Annotated in this window: 15 protein-coding genes and 2 pseudogenes; 11 read left to right on the top strand and 6 right to left on the bottom strand. The window is 59.2% G+C overall.

Annotated elements, in window-relative coordinates; all coding sequences use genetic code 11:
• Positions 1 to 178 precede the first annotated feature (178 nt).
• The 4 genes from ACJJU9_RS21595 (at position 179) to ACJJU9_RS21580 (ending at position 6,407) form a co-directional block, all read left to right on the top strand.
• Positions 179 to 691, top strand: a complete 513-nt coding sequence (locus ACJJU9_RS21595; RefSeq protein ID WP_048372946.1) for an Hcp family type VI secretion system effector — start codon at positions 179 to 181, stop codon at positions 689 to 691.
• Positions 692 to 763: 72 nt separating this feature from the next.
• Positions 764 to 1,660, top strand: a complete 897-nt coding sequence (locus tag ACJJU9_RS21590) for a DUF4123 domain-containing protein (RefSeq protein WP_407729489.1) — start codon at positions 764 to 766, stop codon at positions 1,658 to 1,660.
• Positions 1,660 to 5,304, top strand: a complete 3,645-nt coding sequence (locus ACJJU9_RS21585) for a toxin VasX (protein ID WP_407729488.1) — start codon at positions 1,660 to 1,662, stop codon at positions 5,302 to 5,304. The genes ACJJU9_RS21590 and ACJJU9_RS21585 overlap by 1 nt, the downstream gene beginning before the upstream one ends.
• Positions 5,305 to 5,630: 326 nt before the next feature.
• Positions 5,631 to 6,407: a hypothetical protein gene (locus ACJJU9_RS21580; protein ID WP_407729487.1), complete on the top strand. Its 777-nt coding sequence runs from the start codon at positions 5,631 to 5,633 to the stop codon at positions 6,405 to 6,407.
• Here the strand turns inward: ACJJU9_RS21580 and ACJJU9_RS21575 are convergent.
• Both ACJJU9_RS21575 and ACJJU9_RS21570 read right to left on the bottom strand, forming a co-directional pair.
• Positions 6,404 to 9,580: an autotransporter domain-containing protein gene (locus tag ACJJU9_RS21575; RefSeq protein WP_407729486.1), complete on the bottom strand. Its 3,177-nt coding sequence runs from the start codon at positions 9,578 to 9,580 to the stop codon at positions 6,404 to 6,406. The genes ACJJU9_RS21580 and ACJJU9_RS21575 overlap by 4 nt on opposite strands.
• 134 nt (positions 9,581 to 9,714) lie before the next feature.
• Positions 9,715 to 10,119, bottom strand: a pseudogene (locus ACJJU9_RS21570) (LysE family translocator); the annotation flags it as partial.
• Between ACJJU9_RS21570 and ACJJU9_RS21565 the strand changes: the two are divergent.
• The 3 genes and pseudogenes from ACJJU9_RS21565 to garD all read left to right on the top strand — a co-directional run.
• Positions 10,118 to 10,420, top strand: a pseudogene (locus ACJJU9_RS21565) (Lrp/AsnC family transcriptional regulator); the annotation flags it as partial. The pseudogenes ACJJU9_RS21570 and ACJJU9_RS21565 sit on opposite strands and share 2 nt — an antisense overlap.
• Before the next feature lie 327 nt (positions 10,421 to 10,747).
• Complete coding sequence (kdgD, locus tag ACJJU9_RS21560) at positions 10,748 to 11,659, top strand: 5-dehydro-4-deoxyglucarate dehydratase (RefSeq protein WP_153391155.1); 912 nt, start codon at positions 10,748 to 10,750, stop codon at positions 11,657 to 11,659.
• A gap of 60 nt (positions 11,660 to 11,719) precedes the next feature.
• Complete coding sequence (garD, locus tag ACJJU9_RS21555) at positions 11,720 to 13,273, top strand: galactarate dehydratase (RefSeq protein WP_153372908.1); 1,554 nt, start codon at positions 11,720 to 11,722, stop codon at positions 13,271 to 13,273.
• A gap of 142 nt (positions 13,274 to 13,415) precedes the next feature.
• Here the strand turns inward: garD and ACJJU9_RS21550 are convergent, their stop codons facing one another.
• From ACJJU9_RS21550 to ACJJU9_RS21535, 4 genes are all read right to left on the bottom strand, one after another.
• Positions 13,416 to 14,816: a metallophosphoesterase gene (locus ACJJU9_RS21550; RefSeq protein WP_407729485.1), complete on the bottom strand. Its 1,401-nt coding sequence runs from the start codon at positions 14,814 to 14,816 to the stop codon at positions 13,416 to 13,418.
• Between the two features lie 224 nt (positions 14,817 to 15,040).
• On the bottom strand, positions 15,041 to 15,442 hold the full coding sequence (locus ACJJU9_RS21545; protein ID WP_048372930.1) for a biopolymer transporter ExbD: 402 nt from the start codon (positions 15,440 to 15,442) through the stop codon (positions 15,041 to 15,043).
• 1 nt (position 15,443) lies between these two features.
• Positions 15,444 to 16,163: a MotA/TolQ/ExbB proton channel family protein gene (locus ACJJU9_RS21540; RefSeq protein ID WP_407729484.1), complete on the bottom strand. Its 720-nt coding sequence runs from the start codon at positions 16,161 to 16,163 to the stop codon at positions 15,444 to 15,446.
• A gap of 82 nt (positions 16,164 to 16,245) precedes the next feature.
• A complete protein-coding gene (locus ACJJU9_RS21535; protein WP_407729483.1) occupies positions 16,246 to 17,052 on the bottom strand; it encodes an energy transducer TonB in 807 nt (268 codons plus the stop codon).
• A gap of 273 nt (positions 17,053 to 17,325) precedes the next feature.
• Here ACJJU9_RS21535 and ACJJU9_RS21530 point away from each other — a divergent pair, with 273 nt between their 5' ends.
• The 4 genes from ACJJU9_RS21530 (at position 17,326) to ACJJU9_RS21515 (ending at position 23,030) form a co-directional block, all read left to right on the top strand.
• A complete protein-coding gene (locus tag ACJJU9_RS21530; protein ID WP_153372918.1) occupies positions 17,326 to 18,486 on the top strand; it encodes an MFS transporter in 1,161 nt (386 codons plus the stop codon).
• 210 nt (positions 18,487 to 18,696) lie between these two features.
• A complete protein-coding gene (locus ACJJU9_RS21525) occupies positions 18,697 to 19,206 on the top strand; it encodes a sigma-70 family RNA polymerase sigma factor (protein WP_048385783.1) in 510 nt (169 codons plus the stop codon).
• The gene (locus tag ACJJU9_RS21520) at positions 19,203 to 20,168 is read left to right on the top strand and encodes a FecR family protein (protein WP_407729482.1); all 966 of its coding nucleotides are present in this window, start codon (positions 19,203 to 19,205) and stop codon (positions 20,166 to 20,168) included. The genes ACJJU9_RS21525 and ACJJU9_RS21520 overlap by 4 nt, the downstream gene beginning before the upstream one ends.
• A 102-nt stretch (positions 20,169 to 20,270) precedes the next feature.
• Positions 20,271 to 23,030 carry a TonB-dependent receptor domain-containing protein gene (locus tag ACJJU9_RS21515; RefSeq protein WP_407729481.1) on the top strand — a complete coding sequence of 920 codons (2,760 nt, stop codon included), beginning with the start codon at positions 20,271 to 20,273 and terminating at the stop codon, positions 23,028 to 23,030.
• Positions 23,031 to 23,042: the final 12 nt, after the last annotated feature.

Here is a 23,042-nt window from a genome sequence, read left to right as displayed (position 1 = left end):
CACCTTGCGCACTTTCCCCTGATATTTCGCCTAAATTCCCTGTCGATAAACACACGGTCGTCTACAGGCGTTGATCTACAAGGGCTGAACGTTAACTGGCACAACTATTGAACTCTCCTATGGCCGCGCAACGTTTTTGTTTGCCGGGTTATCACATTTTTTGTGCAAGGAGAGCTTCATGGCTACGCCAGCGTATATGTCCATCACCGGTGCAAAACAGGGCCTGATCACATCCGGCGCGTTCACGGCCGATTCAGTGGGTAACACCTATCAGGAAGGGCACGAAGACCAGGTCATGGTTCAGGGTTTCAGCCACGAGGTGATCATCCCGCGTGACCCGCAATCGGGTCAGGCCACCGGTCAGCGTGTTCACAAGCCACTGTGCATCACCAAGGTTTTTGACAAGTCTTCGCCGTTGCTGCTGCAAGCATTGACCTCCGGCGAGCGCATGACCGAAATCGTTATTCAATGGTTTCGGACATCGGCTTCCGGGACCCAAGAGCATTACTACACCACCAAAATTGAAGACGCGATCATCGTCGACATCAAAGACTACATGCACAACTGCCAGGACCCGGCCAACAGCCATTTCACCCACCTGGAAGACGTGCAATTCACTTACCGCAAAATCACCTGGACTCACGAAATCAGCGGTACTTCTGGCTCTGATGACTGGCGCACCCCGGTCTGAGGTTAAACCCAAGTACCCATAAACTTCATCAGCCCGCCTCGGCGGGCTGGTGTCGTTCGCAGGAGGCATTCAATGGTTACGCGTGATCTTTCGTTGTCGGCAGGTCTACCTGCCGACCTTGAATGGCAAGGACGCTGCGGTTTATTACTGGACGCGGTCAGCCTGATCAAACGCTCCCAACACCTGGCGCAGTGGAACAATCCCTGGGTGTTTGAGCCGCTGTACACCGCTTCGACGATGCCGGGTCTTGAAGAGCTGTCACCGCGTGTGCTGAAAGTCGAGACACCGGCTCAGCCCGTGCTCCAACAATTTTTAGCCAAGGCCGAAGAGGAATGGGGCTACCTGCTGTTTTGTGACGGTGAATGGCCGTCCATGATTGCCCATCTGCGCTGGCTGACCGTGGTCCGCATGCCCCACGAACAGCGTGTGTTTCTGCGTCTGGCAGACCCTTCGGTCATGCATGCATTATTCACGCTGGCGGTCGAAGCGGGGGATCCCACACTGTTTGGCCCTTGCCAGCAGATTCTGATCGCCGACGCAGCGCAGGGTGTCTGGCACCTCCATCAGCGTCCCGGCCCTGCGCCCATCCCGCAACAAGGCACGCCTTACTTGCTCTCGGAGCAAGAGGCGAGTGAGCTGGATGTCGTCAGTTTTCGCAATGTGGTGCTGCGGCTCGACCGGCATCTACGTCATTACTTTCCTGCGTACCAGGTCCACCTCTCGCCAAGGGAGCGCCGGGAGCATGTTCACGCGTTGGCGAGCATGGCCTATGAGCGCGGCTTTAACAGTGAACTCGACATCACCCTTTACGCCAATGTGCACGGCTACCTGGGCGAACACGCCCTGCGGGACCATCCCGATGTGCACCTTCAACTGACCACCGTCTCGGCGCTTACACCTGCGCAACGCATCGAGAAAGTGGCAGAAATCGCCCGCTGCCGAGCACTGCACCTGAGAGAGCCCGCCTGATGTCGACCGTCTTCTGGCCCAAAAACCCCAATAACGTCAACCTCTCCCGCGATGATGCGCGAAACAGTATGGGCACCTGCCCGCTGATGAAAACCACCGTGCAGTTGATCCCGCTGCGCTACGCCATCGTCGACAACCCGGCACTCGACCCCGCGAGCGAGGTTGCCATGCCCTACAGCCTCGGTGCCCGGCCGCTGGGCATCCGGCTGTTGCGCGATGGCTGGTTGTACGTGATTGAGGGCAGCAGCGGCACCTTGTCCGAGTACCGTATTGAAGACGGTCTGGTCAGCGCCATGCTGTGGCAAGGTCGTGAGGTATTCGAAGACGACCGTGAAGCACCGATCCACGAACCGAGGCTGATTTACGCCAAAACCAGCACGCTGTACGTCACGTATTCTGAAGTCCCGTGGACCGCGAAAAAGTGCCAGCAGGTGCTGAGCTCAACGTCCGAGCGTAATCACTTCATGCAAGCGGTCGACTTGAGCAAGGCCAAGTGCGACACCGGCGGGCCCCACCTGCTGACCCCGGACATGACCGAGCATTGGCTGGCCGAAGTCGCCACCGAGCGGATCGAGGCAGAGCAACAGAACCCTGCCACCACGCTGGCCGAGCACACCAGCAGCACCCAACAACGGCTGGACGCGGAGCTGCCCGAGCACGAGCGTTTGCCTTATCTGTGGGAAACGCCCGCGCGTTTCGCTCAAACCTCCATGAACCGCCTCACCGGCTGCATTCATCCACAGTACCGGCACGACACGCTGTATCTGGTGCTGGAAGACACCTTGGGGGTCATGCGCGACCTGGCCAATTATCAGGACCACGTGGTTGGCTGGATCGACGACTGGAGTAATGGCGGGGCGAAACCGGGCCACAACGAACGTGATTACGTGCTGGCGTGCTACATCGAATCCCTCAGCCAGCTCAATGCGCGGGATGTCAAAACGCTGATCGGTGAAAGCACGGACCCGGCGCACAAAGCACTGTTGGATGATTTGCAGGGCATGGCTGAGCCGCAACACGGGGTCACAAATACCGCGATTATTGAGTACCTCGAAAGAGGTGGCTTGATGACCCCGCCAGCGGGCAGCCCGGTGCCGGCGGAGTTGGAGGTGATGCGTCAACGGGCGCAGATGCTGGCCAATGAGGACCGCTTAAAAGGCACTGCCATGGGCTCAAATGCTCGAAGCGCAGCAGAAGACGTCGACCGTCGTTTCTACACCCGCGAACATTTTCAGGTCGCGCCGGTGGCTTTTGTCGACACGCATTTCGAAACCCTGATTGCTCTGGGCAAGCACCGATTCAATCAAGTTGATGACCTGCTGTACGGTGCGAAATTTGGCCAACGCGGCGTCAATGACCTGATCGACCGCGAAGCAATGGACCGAGAATTACTCGCCCATCGAGCCGGTCTGGCGCGCTGGAACCACCTGCTCGATGCCATCACTGCCGACCGGGTCAAACTGATGTGTTCGGGCGCGTTTCATAAAGCGGGCTGGTACTTTGACCCGATGGACATCGGCCACGCCGGGCACGCGTTTGCCACTGAATATGCCTGCCTCAAAGACATTTGCCGCAGCGACGACGCTTGTGAACAACTGCTGGCGTATAGCGAGCGCAACCCGCAATTCAGCCGCCCGCTGTATTACACCTTGCCCTACAGCGACCAAACCTCGTTGTGGGTGCACTACGCATTTTTGCTGGCCGCGGGCATGGTCTTGTTCAACAACAGCCCTGAACTCCTGGCCCGCCTGCGCACCCTTGAACAGAACCGCTTACCGGCGCTGGACGATCTCCCCGACAGCACCCGCTCAGTGGCCAATGCCGCCCTCAACACCCTGACCCCGGCGCTTAATCGCGGGCTGGAAAACGTGCTGGTCAACTTTGACGAGTTCTTCAAAAACAACGCCATGCCCGACGTTGAAGAACTGCTGCGCAAACTGCCCGTGGCCCTGAAATCGCGGATAGTGCAGGCCGCCAATACCGAAGGCGTGACGTTCCATTTTGCGACCCCGCAAGAACAGGCCGCGTTACGCGAAACGCTGGGTGAGACCTTCAAACTGCGCCAGGAAATAGCCCTGCTTAAAAAGAAGCGGGCCCAATCCAATCGTCAACACGGACACAAATCTCAGACCTCTCGGGAGCTGCTGGAGAAAATCCAGTACGACAGCCAACGGCTGGATCTGGAGCAAAGACGGCTGGCCGCCAGCCTTAGCCCCATCCCGGAGTTGCCGGATGAGCATGCACGGATTTTCGGTTCGACACAGGGCAAAGCAGGGCTGACGGTTATCTTCCCGAATGAAGGCAAACGGCAAGTGGCCGGGTTGATGGATAACTTTCGTAAAGGTGTCCATCGCGCGCCGGTGATGAACGTGCTGGGGGATGGCGCGGCGTTATTGCTGTTTGTGGCACAGGCGGTGAATTTGGTGCAGGTGGTTAAAGAGACTTTGTCTGTTTCACATGATGCTCGTCAACTAACACCATTGATAAGCTCTGCATTTGCAACCGGTGCTGCTGGTTTTGCGGCGGCGCAAGGTGTGTTCGATACAGCTTTAAGTGCTCAGGCAAAAAAGCTTGGTGAGGCACTAGTTACAAACTCGCTAAGTAGACTGCAAGTTACTATGGGTAAGTTGCATGTTGGGTTGGGTGCGCTTAGTTATATTTTTGGATTGGTTGCTGCTGCCATTAGTTTTAATTCTTATCGAGATAGCTGGCTCGCGGCTATACGTAGCGGTAATCGAGGTGCTCAAAGCGGTGCAATAATTGCACTGGTTGCATCTGGAGGTTTAGTTCTTACAAATGCTTATGGTTTGGGTAATACCGTTCAAGCTGGACTTCGGGTGTTGGTGGCTGCCAAAGGTGAGGCTCGTAAGGTCGCTTGGGAGGTTGCTGGAACTCGTCTTAGCGGTGTGTTTTTCCGTTTCAGCTGGGTAGGTAGCTTATTTACGATACTGGAGCTGGCAGGCATTTGGCTTTATAACCGCTACAACACCAGTGCCCATGATCAGTGGCTGCAAAGCACCCCGTGGGGGCTGGATGTTGAGAAGCGCAGGGATTTCAGCCTTCAAGAGTTTCAGCATTACTTGACGTTGCAGCAGCAGGCGCCTTTTGTAGAAATCAAACGTTCAGATAATGAACCGTTTTGGCAATGCATGCTGGCCGGTGCCAAGCCGGGTGAAATTTTCGTGATCCTGCCGGGGCTGACGCTGGCTGATTATCAAGGCAGGCTGGATGGGCAGGCCAGTCATGGTCTTAAGATCGGCGCACTGCGAATTACAACGTTTCTTCGTGGGGATCGGGGTGTTCCCATGGAGCAGTGCGAGGTTGTAACCGAGCAGGTGCAGGCAGGGTTGTATCGAATGGTGAGCACGCCCGAAAAAGAACAGAGCGGGCCAGCCCCCTTAATGATCAAGCTGACTTATCCACGCAACCCTGAGCGTGCTATCGGCAATATTTCCGAGGAGTTATTGATTGAGCTTGAGCTCCAGTCGTTAGATGACGAGGGGCAATTGGTTCGGCGTAATTACCGTATTCGTTTCAATCCTGTTGAAAGCGGACGCTTTCTCTCGTCAAGGCAGCATTTCGCATCGAACGTGGAAATGCCTTTGTTGGGGGTTGATGTCATGGCATTGGAGCTTTTGCAATGACCACTTCCAAGTCGATATCACCTCAACAATCAGTGGAAGCTTCCCCAAGAAAAGCGGGTGACATAGAGCTTTGTCTTGCTGGCCGACAAACCTACTTGGCTCCTTTGCCGCTGCCCACAGAGGCAGATCCTTGCTGTCCCTATATCAGTGATTACACCGATATTTACTTGGACTTTGGGGGAGGGGAGCCGAATGTTTTTTCGTATCAACTTATTTTAGGGGCACCATTTAGCGCAGCATTTTTTAGTGCCTTCGGGTTCCCGTTATTGCTTTGGTTTATTGGTTTGGCTTTGGGGTATGGTGCGGAAGAAAGTTGGGCGCTCTCAGTGGACTACTTTGTTGAGGCCTGGAAATACTCAGCGTATTTGTGGCTAGTTGCATCTGCCATTTGCTTTTACGTCTGGCTCCAAGCCCACAAACTCTTCACCAAAGTCATCCCCACCCGCTTCAACCGTCAACGCCGTGAAGTCTGTTTTATGCCCGACGGTGCCACAGAACCCTTGTTCGTCCCTTGGGAATCCCTGTCTGCCTGGGTCGTTCAAGGCCAAAGCGCGACTCAATACGGCATCACCCGCCATTACGGGATGGGCATGGGCTTTATGCATGAAGGTGAGCTGGTCAGCGTCGAATTCCAGTGCGGCGCTCTGCAACTGGCGATTGCCAATTGGGAGGCCGTGCGGGGTTACATGGAGTACGAACTCAACGACCTGCACGCCATCCAGGACCCGCTGGAACTTCAGACTCCCGGCGACCCGCCCCATGAAGGCCTGCACACGTTTCGCAATGCTCGCGCCAGTTTGCATCGGCGTATACGGGAGAAAGAAGTGGGGTGGATCTACGGTTTTTTTTGGTACGTCTACCACGTCATGACGTTATGGACCTTGCCCAACCATTTGGTTGAGTGGGAGATAAAACGCATCGCCAAGATCGGCCGCAAAGCGCTGCCCGAGGCGATGCGTGAATGGTCCGAGCCGTTGCCGCCCGAGCAATGGGCCAAGCCCAGTGCCGAGCTGCTACGTTTGAGCGCCAAGGTCAAGGCGCTGGTCAAACGCTCACCCCGGCGAGCGATCACGGAGATTTTCGCCGAGGTGAACAGGCCTTAAAAAGTGTACTGGTACTGCGCCGTGACGCCTTGTTCACGTGAGCGTTTACCGCGTTGATCATTCAGGTTCAGGCTTAACGTGCTACCCCGCGAAAGGCGTGCTACCGCACCGAGGTCCAGTTGCACGGTACTGCTGAGAGGAGCACCGGCAATGCGCTGGCTGCTGGCGCCCTGCCAGGCAACCTGGGTGGTGGGTTGCAGGTCGCCGCTGGCGTGGGTGTAGGCCATGCCTGCATTGAAGCTCAACCACGATGGGCCGATCTGACGCTGGCTCAGGTCAACCGTGAAACGCACGCCCGCGGTACTCAAATTGACCGCGCTGCTGGTTTTACTGCCCTGCAAGGCGCTCTGGCCGCCACGCTCTCTAAACCCTTTGTTGCGCACTCGTACATGGGCCAGTTGCACATAGGGTTGCAGCGCCCAGGCGTCGTAGTTCAAGCGGTAATTGCCTTCGATAAAAAGCTGTCGGGTGTGGCTGAGGTAATTGGCCGAGAGGCCTTCATCGATGTCGGCAAAACTGACCCGGCGCTTGCTCTGTATCGTGTTGCGCGCATAGGCCAGGCCGCCGTAAAGCCCAAACGCGTTCCAGGTGTGACCCGCATGCAGGCCGAACTGGACAGTATCGAGCGAGGCTTTGCCTGCGCTCCCGGTGTTGACACGGCCTTGGCTGTTGGCGAACAGCAGCCCCGCGCGCGTGCCCTGTTCGAACCCATGGGCGGCGCCGATCATGACCCCGGTGTTGCTGTGGCTAACCTTTGCGGCGTTGCCATCACCGTCGAGTCGGCCGTTTTGATTTAACGCCTGTACCCACAGGCCAGAAGGCGACAGGCCCGATGCGCGGGTGAGGGCGGCATCCCGTATAACGTGGCTGTTTTCCAGCAACACTGACTGGGTGCTGGCATACAGTTCGCCGCTGAGCTGGTCCAGTGCCCGTTGCGCCGGCTCCGGGAACAGTGAGGTCAGGCGCTGTGCCAAAGGTGCAGACATGGGCAGTGCATCGGCAGCCTTGGCCATGGCGCGCTGGTTGGCGCTATTGGCTGCCGACACCAATGGCAGGCCACGGCTGACATCAACCGATAACTGCTCGGCCTCGTGGATTTGGGTGAACCCGAGAAACGGTGAAAACGCCTGATGATCCAGCGCGTCGAATCGGCCATTAATCCCCGCATCTGCCTGCAATACACGGTAGCGCTGACCCAGGGCGAACACATTCGGCGCAGGTGCCAAACGCAATGTACCGCCTTGCAAATGGGCCGTGCCCGTGACCTGTAGCGCAGGCAGACCAGGGTTTAGGCCGGGACGGGCGATCAAGGTTGAGCCGGCCTGTTGCTGGTAATCGCCGTTTACCGTCAAGGCCCGGTGTTCGCTGCCCGGCATGAGCGTGCCCTGCACGTGGGTGTGGGACAGTTCGCCGTCACCACTGAGCAAACCGGCCGCACCGACCCAGGTCGTGGCGTCGGTCACCCGGCCGTTGATCTGCGCGATGCCGCCGTTAACGTTGAGCGCAGAACCATGCAAGGCGCCATTGAGCCGCAGCAATCCGCCTTCAACCGTGATGTCGCGGGTGAGGTGGTTGGTGCCGTCGAATTCCAGAATGCCCTGGTTGAGGGTCGCACCGGCAAAACGGTTATTGCCGCTCAGGCGCAGCCAGCCGACACCGTCTTTGTTCAGCCGCCCCGGGCCACCGATATCATTGCGCCAATCGTCCCAGGCACCACCCTGCCAGACCACGGCGCCGCCTGCGCGACGGTCCATCTGTACGTGGGTGTCGACCCGCAGTTGCCCCGGCCCGTCAATGGCCTTTTTCAGGTCGATCAGCCCCCAGCCATAGACCTCATCGACACCGGGCGCGCCGAGGTCTTGAGCGGTTGTCAGCAACACATCACGGATTTGCGGGTTGTCCAGGTACGGGAATCGCTCCATCAACAACCCCAGCGCGCCCGTCACATGCGGGGCGGCCATGGAGGTACCCGACCAGGTTTCATAACCAAAAACCGGCCGGTCGCCTGTCACTTCAAAGCCATTGACCTCGCCGTCTTCGTCGTACCACTTGTTGGCGTCAATTTCGCCGCTGACTACCGACGAAGTAATAGCGGCCCCGGGGGCTGCTACGCACCAGTCCATGCTGTAGCCACAGCGAAATGAGCCGGGTGAAAGGGTCAGGTTTTTGTCCACATTGATCACGCTCAGCCAGTATGGCTCAAGGCCTGCAATGGCCAGCGGTAGCGTCGCGAGAACACCCGCCATGGGGGCTTGTTCAGGTGAGAGGTTTGGCGAGCTTGTATTACCGGCCGCCCAGACCTGGAGCAGGCCGAAATCCAGCGAGCCCTGAGCCACGGAGCGGCCGACGCCCTCACGGTGTTTTGCCAGCGCTGCCGTCAGTTGATCAAGGTCGGCGAAGCGGTCAGAGAGGTTCCAGCTATGGTTGATCGCGCGTACGTTCTGCGCGTGCATTTGCTTATAGGTGGGCGTGGATGTGTCTAAATGGCCCGGTTCAATGCTCTGGGTTTTTTTGTACACGGGAGGAAGGAAGTTATAGGTGTTGCTGAAAATCCGTACCGTGTTCAGCGCGGCACCATAGGCCACGCCGTGTGTGCCCACGCCATCGCGATTAGCCAGCATTGTGCCCGCCACATGGGTGCCGTGCGCTTCATATTCGATGCCGGCCATGTCGAGGTAATCGTTCAAGTCATCGCTTGAAAGATCGCCAATGGAAACCAGGTAGTGCAGCGCCTCCAATACGTCTGGCGGCAGGTCGTTATAAACGACCTGGGCACGGTCCCCGTTGCTGAAAAAGCAGCCATCAGCTAGCTCGGTGGGCAGCTTCTCACGGGTGCAACCGGGGTCTGCCAAACGGGTAGCACGATGGTCTTTGCCCGCGAACTCACCGTGGCGAAGGTCGACACCGGAGTCGAAAATACCCAGATTCACCCCGCGGCCACTTAGCCCGCGCGCATAGGCGGCGTCTGCACCGATGGCTTGCAGGCCCCAGTCCCGGGTGAATTCCTGGCTGTGCCAACTGGCGGCGTCGTGCAGGCGGCCTTGTTCGTGATAGGCAAGACCGTGTGCTGGCAGCGTCCATAAGCCCGCCAACAGGCCCAGAGTGAGGGTATTCGCGGGCAATGAGCAGGCGCTCGGCAGTGCTCGCCGCCGAGATTGCGGTACGTTCGACATGGGGATCCTTTGCGTGATTGCTGACGCTGCGTAGCGTGGGCAATCTGCAACAGGATGCGTATCGGACGCGGCGGGGTTGGCCGGGAGAGAGGTCCGGGAGTGTCGTAGGGCAAACCGATTATTCAGGGCGCTTCTTACAGATTCTGCGCCAGCATGGCTAGCGCTGCCCCCAGCATCATCAACGCCGCGCCTCTAAACAGGTAGTGTTGAGCGCGCGGGCTGACGAGCAAGTGGCGGATGCGCACCGCGCCCAGCACAAACAGACCGCCGACGATAAACAGCACCGCGATGGTCAACGGCACCAGCACGACGCCCCACGTGTGCAGCGACACCGACTCCAGATTGATGACCAGCGGCAACAGCGCCAGGTAGAACGCAATGGTTTTCGGATTGCCCAACGTAATGGTCAGGCCGGACAGCCAGGCGCTGAACAGCTCGCGCTTGTTGATCGGCCGACCGAGCACCACCGGCTGCGGTTTCGCCCACCAGAACTGCCAGGCCAGATAGCCCAGGTAAACCGCCGCACACGCTCGCACCAAGACCAACATCGGCCTCGGCGTGCTGGTGTTTGTGCGGGTCACCATTGACCGCCATAGCGAAGTTGAAGCGCGCAAGTTTGAGCAGGAGGTCATGGCCCTTGAGGACGTGGTGGCCTGCTACAGCATTGGCGGCGATGCGGATTTTCTGCTGCAAGTGGTCTCGCGGGACCTGGACACCTTTGCCGACTTTGCCATGTCGGTCATCCGGCGCTTGACCGGGATCAAAGAGATGCAAAGCATGTTTGTGCTCAAGGAAATCAAGCCGTTTATGGCGTATCCGGTCAAAGGCCCCAAGGGATGAGGCGTTGTGATCGTACAACATCGCGGCTTGTTTAATGGCATGCCTAGTTGGCACTCACGAGGCACGAATCTGCGCGGGACCGCAAAGCGCTATCATCGCTGTACGCACTTATATCCGCAGCTTTAGCCTTTCTGATATTTATTTCATCCAGCGTTTGACCGCTCTAATACGGCCCTTGGCCTGTGGCTATTGAGCGGCCAAGGCGCCTCTGTGGGCGTGATTTCAATAAGAGGGATTGACGATAATGTTAATAGTTGTACGATGACGTACGACAAAGCCAAGTGCTGCCATCCTTATCCCCACAACACGTCCCAGGGTGTTCGAATAATGAATCCACAAGAACTGAAGTCCATCCTCTCGTCTGGCCTGCTGTCTTTTCCGCTCACCGATTTCAATGCTCAGGGTGATTTTCACCGTGAGGGCTACATCAAGCGCCTGGAATGGCTGGCCCCGTATGGCGCGTCTGCCTTGTTCGCGGCAGGCGGCACCGGTGAGTTTTTCTCTCTGGCGGCCAGCGAATACTCGCAAGTGATCAAAACCGCGGTCGATACCTGCGCCACTAGCGTGCCGATTCTGGCCGGTGTCGGCGGTTCTACCCGTCAGGCCATCGAATACGCGCAAGAAGCCGAACGCCTGGGCGCCAAAGGGCTGCTGCTATTACCGCACTACCTGACCGAAGCCAGCCAGGACGGTGTTGCCGCCCACGTTGAGGCGGTGTGCAAGTCGGTGAACATTGGTGTGGTGGTCTACAACCGTAACGTCTGCCGTTTGACCGCGCCGCTGCTGGAGCGCCTGGCAGAACGCTGCCCGAATCTGATCGGCTACAAGGACGGCTTGGGCGACATCGAACTGATGGTCTCGATCCGCCGTCGCCTCGGCGACCGCTTCAGCTACCTCGGCGGTTTGCCGACTGCAGAGGTTTACGCCGCGGCTTACAGGGCGCTGGGCGTGCCGGTGTATTCCTCGGCGGTGTTCAACTTCATCCCGAAAACCGCGATGGAGTTCTACCACGCCATTGCCCGCGAAGATCACGACACCGTGGGCAAGCTCATCGACGACTTCTTCCTGCCGTACCTGGACATCCGCAACCGCAAAGCAGGCTACGCCGTGAGCATCGTCAAGGCCGGGGCGACCATTTCTGGCCACAGCGCAGGCCCGGTGCGCGCCCCGCTGACCGATTTGTTGCCAGAAGAATACGAAGCGCTGGCCGCCTTGATCGACAAGCAAGGCCCGCAATAAACAATGCCCAAGGCCGCTGAGCAATCAGCGGCCTTTTGCGTAAAACCAAGGAGCGGGCTTATGACGTTGATTGAACATGCCGACTCGCCGCGCACCATCCGCCTGCACGCGCGGGATAACGTGGCCGTGGTGGTGAATGACCAAGGCGTGCCTGCCGGGACCGAGCTGGCGGATGGCCTGGTGACCCTGGACTTTGTGCCACAAAGCCATAAGGTCACCCTGGTCGATATACCCCAGGGCGGCGAAGTGATTCGCTATGGGCAAACCATTGGCTACGCCTTGCAGCCGATTACGCGGGGGCGTTGGGTCAATGAAGACCAACTGCGCATGCCCACCGCGCCACCGCTGGACAGCTTGCCGCTGGCCACCGACGTACCGGCCGCACAGGCGCCCCTCGAAGGGTTTACGTTCGAGGGTTATCGCAACGCCGACGGCACCGTGGGCACGCGCAATATTTTGGGCATCACCACCACCGTGCAGTGCGTGACCGGCGTGTTGAACCATGCGGTCAAGCGCATCCGTGACGAACTGCTGCCGCATTACCCGAATGTCGATGACGTGGTGGCGCTAACCCACAGCTACGGTTGCGGTGTGGCGATCAGTGCCACCGACGCTTACATCCCGATTCGTACCGTACGCAATCTGGCGCGCAACCCCAACCTGGGCGGCGAAGCGCTGGTCATCAGCCTGGGCTGCGAAAAGCTTCAGGCCGGGCAGGTGATGCACGACAACGACCCTTCGGTGGACCTCAGCGAACCGTGGTTATACCGCTTGCAGGAGGCGAGCCATGGCTTTACCGAAATGATTGAACAGATCATGGCGTTGGCCGAAACCCGCTTGCAGAAGCTCGATCAGCGTCGCCGCGAAACCGTGCCGGCCAGCGAACTGATCCTCGGCATGCAATGCGGCGGCAGCGATGCATTCTCCGGGATCACCGCCAACCCGGCATTGGGTTACGCCTCGGACTTGCTGTTGCGGGCCGGGGCGACGGTGATGTTTTCTGAAGTCACCGAAGTGCGCGATGCAATTTACCTGCTGACCTCGCGGGCGCAAAGCCAGGCGGTTGCCCAAGAACTGGTGCGTGAAATGGACTGGTACGACCGTTACCTGGCCAAAGGCGAGGCTGACCGCAGCGCCAACACCACGCCTGGCAACAAAAAAGGCGGGTTGTCGAATATTGTCGAAAAGTCGCTGGGTTCTATCGTCAAGTCCGGCAGCAGCGCCATCAACGGCGTGCTCGGCCCAGGCGAACGCTTTACCCACAAAGGACTGATTTTTTGTGCCACCCCGGCCAGTGACTTTGTTTGCGGCACCTTGCAACTGGCGGCCGGAATGAACTTGCACGTGTTCACCACCGGCCGTGGCACTCCGTACGGTCTGGCCATGGCGCCAGTGGTGAAAGTCTCGACCCGCACCGAGCTGGCGCAGCGCTGGCCGGACCTGATCGACATCGACGCCGGGCGCATTGCCACCGGCCGGGCGAGCATCGAAGAGCTGGGCTGGGAGTTGTTCCACTATTACCTGGACGTGGCCAGCGGCAAAAAACACACCTGGGCCGAACAGCACAAACTGCACAACGACCTCACCCTGTTCAACCCGGCACCCATTACCTGACCCAAACTGTAGGAGCGAGCTTGCCTCGCGATCTTTTGATCTTGATCCAAGAGCCCCTCACCACGCCTCTCCCGGCGGGAGAGGGGACTGATTGGGGGATGCTGAAAAGACGGTGCGGCCCTCCTACAAGGAGAGGCCGGGCTTACTTACCCCGCGAACTGCACGGGTAACCATCCGGGCCAGCCGTGCCGGTGCAGGCCCGTTCAGCAGGCAGGGACTTTACCGGCTCGCTCAGGTGATTGCGGTTTTGCGCATCACGCTCCAGGTCAAACGCGTCATACAGCTTGCCCGCCGCGGTGTAGCTGCGCACTTCAAGGCGTGAGTCCTGCACGTCGATGGTCTGATACAACTGTGTTTCTTCAGCGCTGCGATCCGGTTGCAGGTGCGCCCGGTCATTGAGCCCGTACATCTTCGACCCCGCCACCGAGACCATGTACACCGGGCCCTGCACCTTGCCGCTGGCACGGTCGGCGCGGGAGGCCGCACGCCCGGCTTCGCTGGTCACGCGGCTGTAGCAATGGTCATGACCTTGCAGCACCAGGTCCACCGCGTAGCGCTCAAATAACGGCTTCCAGGCGGCCTTCAACGGTTCGGTGTCTTCGGGGCGGGCGCAGGTGAAAACGGGCTGATGGTTGACCACAATATTCCAGCGCGCCGGGCTGTTTTTCAGGCTGTTCTCAAGCCATTTGGTTTGCTCGGCCAAGGTGCCCATGTCGAGGGCCGCCGTGCCATCCAGCACGATAAAACGTACACCCTGGTAATCCATCACATACGTGGTGTTCTTCAAGCCCGGCACGCCGTTGTCCGGCAGCGCGAACTGACGATTCCAGTGCGGGCTCAGGGTACGGCTTTCGCTGCCATCAGGGTTTGTGCCGTCCAGGTATTCGTGGTTTCCGATGGCCACCACCTGCGGGATCATCCCGTAGTTATAGCCGCCGGCCTGGTTCCACTCGCCCCATTGATCGTCATGCACCAGGTCATCGCGTTGCGACACCAGATCCCCGGCATGCACGATCAGTGCGGGGTTGGCCACACTTCTCAGGGCCTGGCGAATGCTGCGCGAGGCCAGTGACAGAATGTCGTTTTGCACATCGCCCATGTAGATAAAACTGAATGGCTTGAACGTCTCGGCAGCAGTACGAAACTGCAGCCACTCGCTCCAGCCTTCAGCACCTTTAACCCGGTACACGTAGGCGGTGTCTGGCTGTAAATCGTGCAGGCGCACCTGGTGGTAAAGGGCCGGGCCGTTCTCAGTATCCAGGCTCAGTTGAGTTCCTTCCAGCGTATGGGCAGCCTTGGCCAGTTGCGGCCCGTCGAGGGCGACCGCCAGTTGCAATTGGCTGGCTTGCTGGTGAGTGTCGGTGCGAAAGGTCACGGCCATTTCTCGCGCAGGATTGGCCCCCGGCGTCAGCACAATTCGATCCGCCAGACCGCTGGCGGCATAGGGTGTCCCGGGTGAATGGGGCAGGGGTGAGTCAGGGGTGGCCGCTGCACTGTTGATCACAGAAAACAGCGCGAGGGCGAGCAGCGTTGGGCGAATCATGGAGCCTCCTTGAGTGGCGAAATGCGCCCAAGGAAACAAAGCTGCGTGACATCGGGATGACGGTCGGGGGTCGATTCAGCTCGGTTTTCACCGGCTTTTTTGTGCTTTAAAGCAGGGGAGGATTAAACGTTGAGCCCCGGCGGGTCATTTAAGATCAAGCCCATTGGCAGGAGCGAGCGTGCTCGCGATCTTTTGGTCCCAAAAGATCGCGAGGTAACCCCTGTTTATTTGGCCGTGATCACCGCCAGCTTGGTAATGCCGGCCTTTTCAATCGAGGCCATAAGCTTGGCCACTTCGCCGTAGCTCACCCCGTTGTCGGCCTGCAACTGCACGCGCACATCCGGGTTTTTCGCCTTGGCATCTTGCAGGCTGACTTCCAGCAGATCCGGTTGGATTTCGTCCTTGTTGATGTACACCTTGCCCTTGTCGTCGATGCTCACCACCACCGGATCCTTTTGCTCGATCGGGGCCACGGCCTCGGTTTTCGGCAGGTTGATCGGGATCGCGTTGGTCAGCAGCGGTGCGGTGACGATAAACACCACCAGCAGCACCAGCATCACGTCGACCAGCGGCGTGACGTTGATTTCACTCAGCACTTCATCGTTATCTTGGGTTGAAAAAGCCATCTCAAGACGCCTCCTTCACTTTGCCTGCGGCACCGGCCGCGGTGTTCAGCACCGGGTGCAAATGCACGCGGAACGAACTCTTCTGGGCCAGGCTGTAGAAGTCGTGAGCAAAGTCATCAAGGTCGGCTGCGCTCAGTTTCAGGCGACGCAAAAAGTAGTTGTACACCAGCACCGCAGGCACCGCGACGGCGATACCGACGCCGGTCGCCACCAGTGCCGCACCAATCGGCCCGGCCACGGTTTCAAGGCTGGCAGACCCCGCAGCACTGATGCCTTTCAAGGCCGACATGATGCCCCACACGGTTCCGAACAGGCCGATAAAAGGCGAGGTGCTGCCGATACTGGCGAGGATCGCCAGGCCGGTTTCCAGTGAGCGGCGTTCACGCACGATCTGCTGGCGCAGCGAGCGCTCGAGGCGGTCCTGATGGTTGATGGCGTGAGCAAGGTCAGTGGCTTGCTGAGTGTCAGACACCTGAATCGCGGCATAACCGGCCTGGGCAACACGGGCAGCGGCACCCGGCGCGGTGCTGGCCAGTTCGGCTGCGGAGTCGAGGCTGGTGGCGGCCCAGAATTGCTTAAGGAAGCGGCGGTCCTGGCTTTTAAGGCGGCCGAACTGCACGCCTTTGAGCAAGAACAGGCCCCACGTGGCGACCGAGAAAATAATCAGCAGCCAGATGACCGCGTGTTCGATGGATTCAAAAGGGGAAGCGATCAGGTTCATGGTGTGGCTCTCCAACAAAGGCATTAAGTCAGTAGTGCGATGCGCCTTTTGTCAGGTAGCCCGCTGGAACAATCAGGTTCAGTTATTTGATTTTGAAGTCGATGGGTACGCTGACCCAGCCGTCCTGGGCCACGTCGCCCTGTTTGGCCGGGACGAAACTCCAGCGTTTGACGGCTGCCAGGGCGGCGTCATCGAGCTGGGTACGACCGCTGCTTTTTTGTATCTGGATCTCGCCCGGTTTGCCGCTGGCCAACACGTGCACACGCAGCAACACCGTGCCTTCCCAACCTCTGCGCATGGCCAGCGACGGGTATTCCGGCGCCGGGTTATGCAAGTAACCGGCGTTGGCCGAGGCCGGTGTCACCGGTTTTGGCGCAGGCGGTGCCGGTGGCGCCGGGGCGGCCACAGGCTGTGCTGGCGGCGTGGGTGGTTGCTCAACCGGTTTCGGCACGGGCTTGGGCACAGGCTTGACCACAGGTTTTGGCTTGGGCTTGGGCGGCGGAGGAGGCTTGACGGCCAACTCGTCCTCGACGGGCGGAGGCGGCTCAGCGACCGGCTGCACAATCGGCTCAGGCGGTGGTGGCGGTGTTTCGACCACCGGCGCCGGTTGTGAAAACTCAATCGTCATCGGCGGGATTTCCGGCGGCACGATCGGCAACACCGGCGCCGGGTTCTGGCTGATCCAATAAATCACGGCACCGTGCAACGCCAGCGCCAACACGCCAATCAGCACCGCTTCCGGGCGGCTCAAAATACGCTTGGGGGTACTTTGCAGCCGCCCCAGCGCCAGCGGTTCGCGATAGGCGCGGCCCAGATCGAGCAAGTCGCCGACCGGTGCCGGGCGCCATAACGCGTCCGGCACAGCGCTCGCGGTGTGGACTTTACCCATTGACTGACTCCGTTTAAAAAATGTTCGTGTTACACCCTCTGCAGGAGCGAGCGCCAAAGGATGATGCACGATATTTCAATAGACTAAAAAAGTCTTAATTAGTATTTAAATATTCGATAAAGATATATGTGATTTTTTGTTCGATGCGTCTAGAACTTCGCCAACGAGAATTGCCCATAGCGAGTGTTCAGCGGTTAAGCGCCAGGGAATGCCCCTTTCAATGAGTCAAAAAAAGCGCATGATTGCGCGGTCATTCATGGAAGGGTTGTGCGCATGCAATCGCCGAGTGCTGAATACACCGATCCACCCCGCTGGTTAGTGCTGGCCAAGATCAATGCGCTGTCGGTGCTGTCGCAGATTGTGCAGATCGGCACCATCACGCCGCTGCTGTCCATGTCGCTGGAGCAGCGAGGCGTCAGCGCAGCGAAAATCGGCGTGGTGGTCAGCGCTTCGTGGATCGCGATTTTGCTGCTGTACAAAATCGTCCCGCGCGTTTTGGGTTCACTCGGCCTGGTCAAGGCCAACGTGCTGAGCGCGCTGCTCACCAGCCTGGCGTTGCTGGGCATGACATTGACTGAGGATCTGGTGCTGATCTTCGGGCTGAACTTTGTGCTGGGCGTGGGGTTGATCTTGCGCTGGATCGCCTGTGACACCTGGATCGTTGCCGTGTCGTCGCGCGACGGCCGCGGGCGAGCCATTGGTGTGCATGAAACCCTGATGGGCCTGGGCATTGCGATTGGCCCGTTGCTGCTGGTGGTGTTCGGTGTTGACGGCGCGCTGCCGTACTACGCCTGCGCGGCGATCGTGCTGCTATCGGGCGCGCTGGCGCTGACCCTCAAAAGCCACGATTCGCAGCCGCAAACACCGCAAGAAAAAGCCCATGGCAACTTCTACGGCCTCATCCCCATCGCCTTGGGCGCCGCCTTGATTGCAGGGTTTGCCGAGACCTCTACGGTGTCGTTTCTCGCCCCCTACAGCCTGGCTGCGGGCTACCCGCTGACTGCCGCGACGCTGCTGATCTCCGTGTTCGGGCTGGGCGGCACCTTGCTGCAACTGCCCATCGGCTGGATGGCCGACCGCAGTTCCTACAAAACCGCGCAATTGATCTGCGGCCTGCTGCTCTTGCTGGGCACCTTGGCCATCCCCTTCAGCCAGCCTTTGCCGTGGCTGGCGGCGCTGGTGGTGTTTGTCTGGGGCGGAGCGATTGGCGGCATGAACACCGTGGCCGTGATCGAAGCCGCCGACCGCGTGGCCAAGCATCAAGTGTCGACCGCCATGACCGCAATAGCGCTGTTCTACACCTTGGGCGGCGTACTGGGCCCCATCGCCACCGGGGCCGTGGCGACGTATATCAGTGATCAGGCGCTTATGCTGTGCATCGCTGCCGTGGGGGCTGTATTTGCCGCAATGCTGGTGTTTCGAAAAACTGAATAGCCTTCGCGAAAACCTGTCGGTGGGGGCTTTTATTCCAAAATTAAACACAGCCGATTTTTTTATTCTTTCTCCGCTAAACAGCGTTCAGTCATAGTCCACGCACTGTTGCCCAAGGCGACAGGGCGCACCAAAACTCAAGGACGCCGACAGTAAACCGCTGGCTGAACACCCTACCAAGGAGCGGGGCAGCAGCTTTTTGGCGTGATAGAAATGAGCGTTTCAGGTGCGCAAAATCGCGAACGAATCGGCGAGTTATTCAAGCTTAATTACCACTGGCTGTGCGCCCGGGTGCGTTCACGTATGGACTGCCCGCATGGCGCTGAAGACATTGCGGCAGAAACGTTTGCGCGCATTTTGACCCTCCCGGACCCCGGCTCATTCCGTGAGCCTCGGGCATTGCTGACGACCATTGCCCAACGCTTGATGTATGAAGGCTGGCGTCGCCGCGATCTGGAGCGGGCGTACCTGCAAACCATGCAGAACATCCCTGAACAGTTCCAACCGGCGCCCGAAGAGCAGTTGATGCTGATCGAGAGCTTGCTGGCCATTGACCAGTTGCTTGATGGCCTCACCAGCCAGGCCAAAGCGGTGTTCTTGCTCAATCAGATTGAAGGGCTGACTTACACCCGTATCTGTGAGCACTTGGGTATTTCGCTCGGCACCGTACACACCTACATGGCTCAGGCATTGCGCTGCTGTTATCAGGTATTTGAATCGTGAGTCGTGGCGCAGGTGCCGTGCTTGAAGACAGTGTGGCTGAAGAGGCCGTCCTGTGGATGGTGCGTTTGCAGTCGGGTGAGGTCGCCAGCGCAGAGCGCCACGCCTTTGAAGTCTGGCTGGCGACGGACCCTCGGCATGCTGCCGCGTTCAGCCGGATTCAAAAGGGTTTGGGGGCCGCCCAGAGTTCGCCTTGGCGTGGTCGCTCCAGTGCGCCGATCCTGCAGGCGATCAATGCGCCTTCCGGGCGCCGCACGTTCTTGCGCAATGCGCTGGCCTTCGGTGGTCTGGCGTTGTCGATCAGCGTGTTGGGGCGTACGGCGGGCGTGTCATGGCCGTCTGTGGATGAGCTGGAAACCGGCACGGCTGAGCGGCGTACCTGGCAATTGGCTGACGGCAGTCATGTACAGCTCAATGCTCGGAGCCGGGTGGCGACGGCGTTTGTCGACAACCAGCGCCGGTTGCAGCTGTATCAGGGCGAACTGGTGCTGGATGTCGCTAAAGACTCCCGTACACCCTTTACCTTACGTACCGCTCAAGGTGTCATCAGCAGCACCGGTGGGCGGCTGATGGTGCGCCAGAACGCCGATGCCACCCGTCTGAGTACATTGGAAGGGTCCCTGCAATTGACGCCCGGCAAAGGCCCGAGCATTACGATCGAGCCGCAGCGCAGCGTGCTGTTTAATGACCGGGTGGTTGTAGAACAGCAAGCCATGCGCAAGGGCGAGACGGCCTGGCTCAGTGGCTGGCTTGAAGCGCGCAATCAGCCCTTGGGCGAGGTCGTGGACACCCTTCGCACCTATCGACGGGGCATCGTGCGCCTGGATAACAGTTTGGCGAGCCTGTCTGTCAGCGGACTGTATCCGTTGGACAACAGCGACCAGACCCTGGAAATGCTCGAGCAGCAGTTGCCGATTCGGGTTAATCGCTTTGGCCCTTACTGGATCAGCATTGAGCGTGCGTGAGCGAGTTCTATCGATAGGCGTAAACGATCTAGGGCGCTCCTGAAAATTCACTGAAGCAGTTGCTCATGGAAAGTAATCCTCCTTGAGCACAGTGAATTCGAAATGCCGATACCCACTCGTAACTTTGCCCTTGCCCCTCTTGCCTGCGCGCTGCTGTTGAGCCTCGGTGCATTGCCGTCTGCTGCGTTGGCAGATGACCCAGCGCAGGTTGATCAGCGCCTCGAACACTTCACCCTTGAAGCAGGTCCGCTGGCAGATACCTTGCTGGCGATTTCTCGGCAAACCAGCACGCCGATTTCCTTTGATCAAGCCTCATTGGAAGGTCTGGACAGCGTCGCCATTCAGGGTGAGCTGAGCCGTGACCAGGCGATTGATCGGGCCCTGCACAACACCGGTTTGCGTGCCAGCCGCACCGCCAGCGGGGCGATTGTGATTACGCAGGCGGGCGCCAAAACGTCCGCTGTGGTGCCCGCCAAAACCGCGCCGGTGCAAGCGGCTCATGGTGCTGATCCGACGCTGGCCACGGTGGTGACCCTCGGTACTCGCCGCCAGGATGTCACGGCGCTCAAAAGCCTGGCGCCGGTGGAGCTGATCACCCCTGAACAGATTCAAAATTCGGGGGCCGTAACGCTCAATCAGGCGCTCACGTTGCTGGTGCCCTCGTTCAACTTTCCCCAAGGTCAAAACGCCTCCAAGGGCACCAGCGCCGTGCGCTCGGCCTCACTGCGCGGGCTGAGCCCGGCGTACACCCTGATTCTGGTCAACGGCAAGCGCCGCAACCCTACCGGGCGCTTGTCGGGCGTCGACCCGTGGGGCGCGGACCAACTGGTAGAACTGAACAACATTCCTATCAGCGGTATCGAGCGTGTTGAAGTCTTGAGCGACGGTGCCTCGGCGCAGTACGGCTCGGATGCGATTGCCGGGGTGATTAACGTTGTCCTCAAAGAGAAGGACAGCGGGGGCGGCTTGCAAACCCGTTATGGGCAATACAAAAAAGGTGACGGCGAGACACGCAACGCCAATGGATGGTGGGGCACCCGCTTGCCGGGCGACGGGTTTCTGACCCTTAGTGCCGATGGCCTGAGCAACAACCCGGTCGACCGCAGCGGGGTCGACAATCAGTACGTCAACGCAGGCCCGCCGGGTGATTTGCGCACGGGTCGATGGGGGCAGGGCGGTCGTGATCAGGGTTCACTGCTGGCCAACGCGGAGCTGGGCTTGAACGATGAAACCCGGCTGTACTCCACACTCAATTACGCCTACTCGAACAACGTCAACGACGTTAACCCCAACTATTCCACCTCGCGGGACAACATCAAGGCGATCTACCCGGACGGCTTTCAGCCGCGTGTCTCCGAGAAACGCTACGACACCTCCGCTGTGGTCGGTGTGAAGTATGCCGAGGCCTTCCTCGGTAACTTTGACCTGTCGTTGTCGTATGGCAAGAACGAGGTCCGCGGCTATCTGGAGAACAGCCTGAGCCCCAGCTATGGGCTGGCGTCGGCCACTTCTTTCTATCGCGGGGCCAGTGAAAGCAAGACCACCAACCTGGCGCTGGACTGGACCCATGACCTGGATTTCAACTGGGCACCTTCGCCCTGGACGTTGTCGGGCGGCGCGGCTTATCGGCATGAAAACTTTGCCATTAACGACATTGGTGATGAACAGTCCTGGGATTACGGCGGCGGGCTGATTCCTGCCGGGCAACAGGGCGCGGGGCAACGGGCGCGGTTTGGCGCAGTGGACATTGCCGGTATCAACCCTGATGACCTGGGGAGCCTGTCGCGCAATGTGGCGGGCGTGTATGCCGGGCTTGAAGGCCACCTGACCGACAAGCTAGAAATAGGCACCGCACTGCGGGCCGAGCACTATTCAGACTTTGGCGACACTGTGAACGGCAAGCTGTCTGCGCGGTATACGTTTACTCCGGCGTTTGCCATTCGTTCGACGTTCAGCACCGGCTACCGTGCGCCGAGCCTGGGGCAGTTGTCCACGCAAACCACCACCTACACGGGTAACTGGAGCTTCGACGGCGGCGCGGCAGCACCCGGTCGTACCCGCTTGTTTCGCCCCGGTGACAGCGCGGTGGCAGCCTTTGGCGCCAAAGACCTCGACCCGGTAAAAGCCAAAAACTTCTCGCTTGGTTTTGTCTGGACCCCTGATGAGCGGACATCGTTGACGGTCGATGCTTATCGTATCGACATCGATGGCAACATTCTCGCGACTCAGACCCTGCAAGACCCGGCTGACAACAGCTCGACGGCCGTGCGCGACATTTTGGCCAAGGCTGGTCTGAGCAACTTCTCCGGCGCTTCGTTCTACACCAACGGCTACGACACCCGGACCACCGGCGTTGACGCCCAGCTCAAGCACCGGCTCGACCTGCAACAGTACGGCAGGCTGGACTTGGGGGCGGGCCTGAGCGTGATCGACACCAAGGTCAGCAACGTAAAACAGGGCTCGGTCCTGACCCGCACCGGGACCACGCTGTTTACCCGTGACGTGCTGCGCAACCCGGAAAACGGCACGCCAGAAAACAAGCTCATTTTGTCCAGCGACTACACCCTCGGCAAATGGGGCGTGAACGTACAAGCCACGCGCTTTGGCGAGTACACCTACAACCACCCGACCCTCGAAAGCCGCGACCAGACGTTCAGCCCGCAATGGGTCGTGGACCTTGATGTGCGTTACCAACTGACCCGCGAGCTGGGCCTGAACGCAGGCGCTAATAACCTGTTCGATACCTACCCCGAGAAATACAAATCGTACAACCAGGTCAACGGGATCAACCGCTACGGCTTCATCGCCCCGGCGGGTGCCTCCGGTGCCTTTTATTACGTGGGTTTGAACTACCAGTTCTAAAACAGGGAGCAG

It is taken from the genome of Pseudomonas helleri (assembly GCF_045830615.1).
Taxonomy (GTDB): Bacteria; Pseudomonadota; Gammaproteobacteria; order Pseudomonadales; family Pseudomonadaceae; genus Aquipseudomonas; species Aquipseudomonas helleri.
The sequence above is the reverse complement of the archived record's forward strand: the minus strand, read 5'-3'. Positions and strand labels throughout refer to the sequence as shown.

Excerpts from the sequence above, each read along its gene's own strand:
- ACJJU9_RS21595 (WP_048372946.1), top strand. The coding sequence starts at position 179 with ATGGCTACGCCAGCGTATATGTCCATCACCGGTGCAAAACAGGGCCTG.
- ACJJU9_RS21590 (WP_407729489.1), top strand. The coding sequence starts at position 764 with ATGGTTACGCGTGATCTTTCGTTGTCGGCAGGTCTACCTGCCGACCTT.
- ACJJU9_RS21585 (WP_407729488.1), top strand. The coding sequence starts at position 1,660 with ATGTCGACCGTCTTCTGGCCCAAAAACCCCAATAACGTCAACCTCTCC.
- ACJJU9_RS21575 (WP_407729486.1), bottom strand. The coding sequence starts at position 9,580 with ATGTCGAACGTACCGCAATCTCGGCGGCGAGCACTGCCGAGCGCCTGC.
- kdgD (WP_153391155.1), top strand. The coding sequence starts at position 10,748 with ATGAATCCACAAGAACTGAAGTCCATCCTCTCGTCTGGCCTGCTGTCT.
- garD (WP_153372908.1), top strand. The coding sequence starts at position 11,720 with ATGACGTTGATTGAACATGCCGACTCGCCGCGCACCATCCGCCTGCAC.
- ACJJU9_RS21550 (WP_407729485.1), bottom strand. The coding sequence starts at position 14,816 with ATGATTCGCCCAACGCTGCTCGCCCTCGCGCTGTTTTCTGTGATCAAC.
- ACJJU9_RS21545 (WP_048372930.1), bottom strand. The coding sequence starts at position 15,442 with ATGGCTTTTTCAACCCAAGATAACGATGAAGTGCTGAGTGAAATCAAC.
- ACJJU9_RS21540 (WP_407729484.1), bottom strand. The coding sequence starts at position 16,163 with ATGAACCTGATCGCTTCCCCTTTTGAATCCATCGAACACGCGGTCATC.
- ACJJU9_RS21535 (WP_407729483.1), bottom strand. The coding sequence starts at position 17,052 with ATGGGTAAAGTCCACACCGCGAGCGCTGTGCCGGACGCGTTATGGCGC.
- ACJJU9_RS21530 (WP_153372918.1), top strand. The coding sequence starts at position 17,326 with ATGCAATCGCCGAGTGCTGAATACACCGATCCACCCCGCTGGTTAGTG.
- ACJJU9_RS21525 (WP_048385783.1), top strand. The coding sequence starts at position 18,697 with ATGAGCGTTTCAGGTGCGCAAAATCGCGAACGAATCGGCGAGTTATTC.
- ACJJU9_RS21515 (WP_407729481.1), top strand. The coding sequence starts at position 20,271 with ATGCCGATACCCACTCGTAACTTTGCCCTTGCCCCTCTTGCCTGCGCG.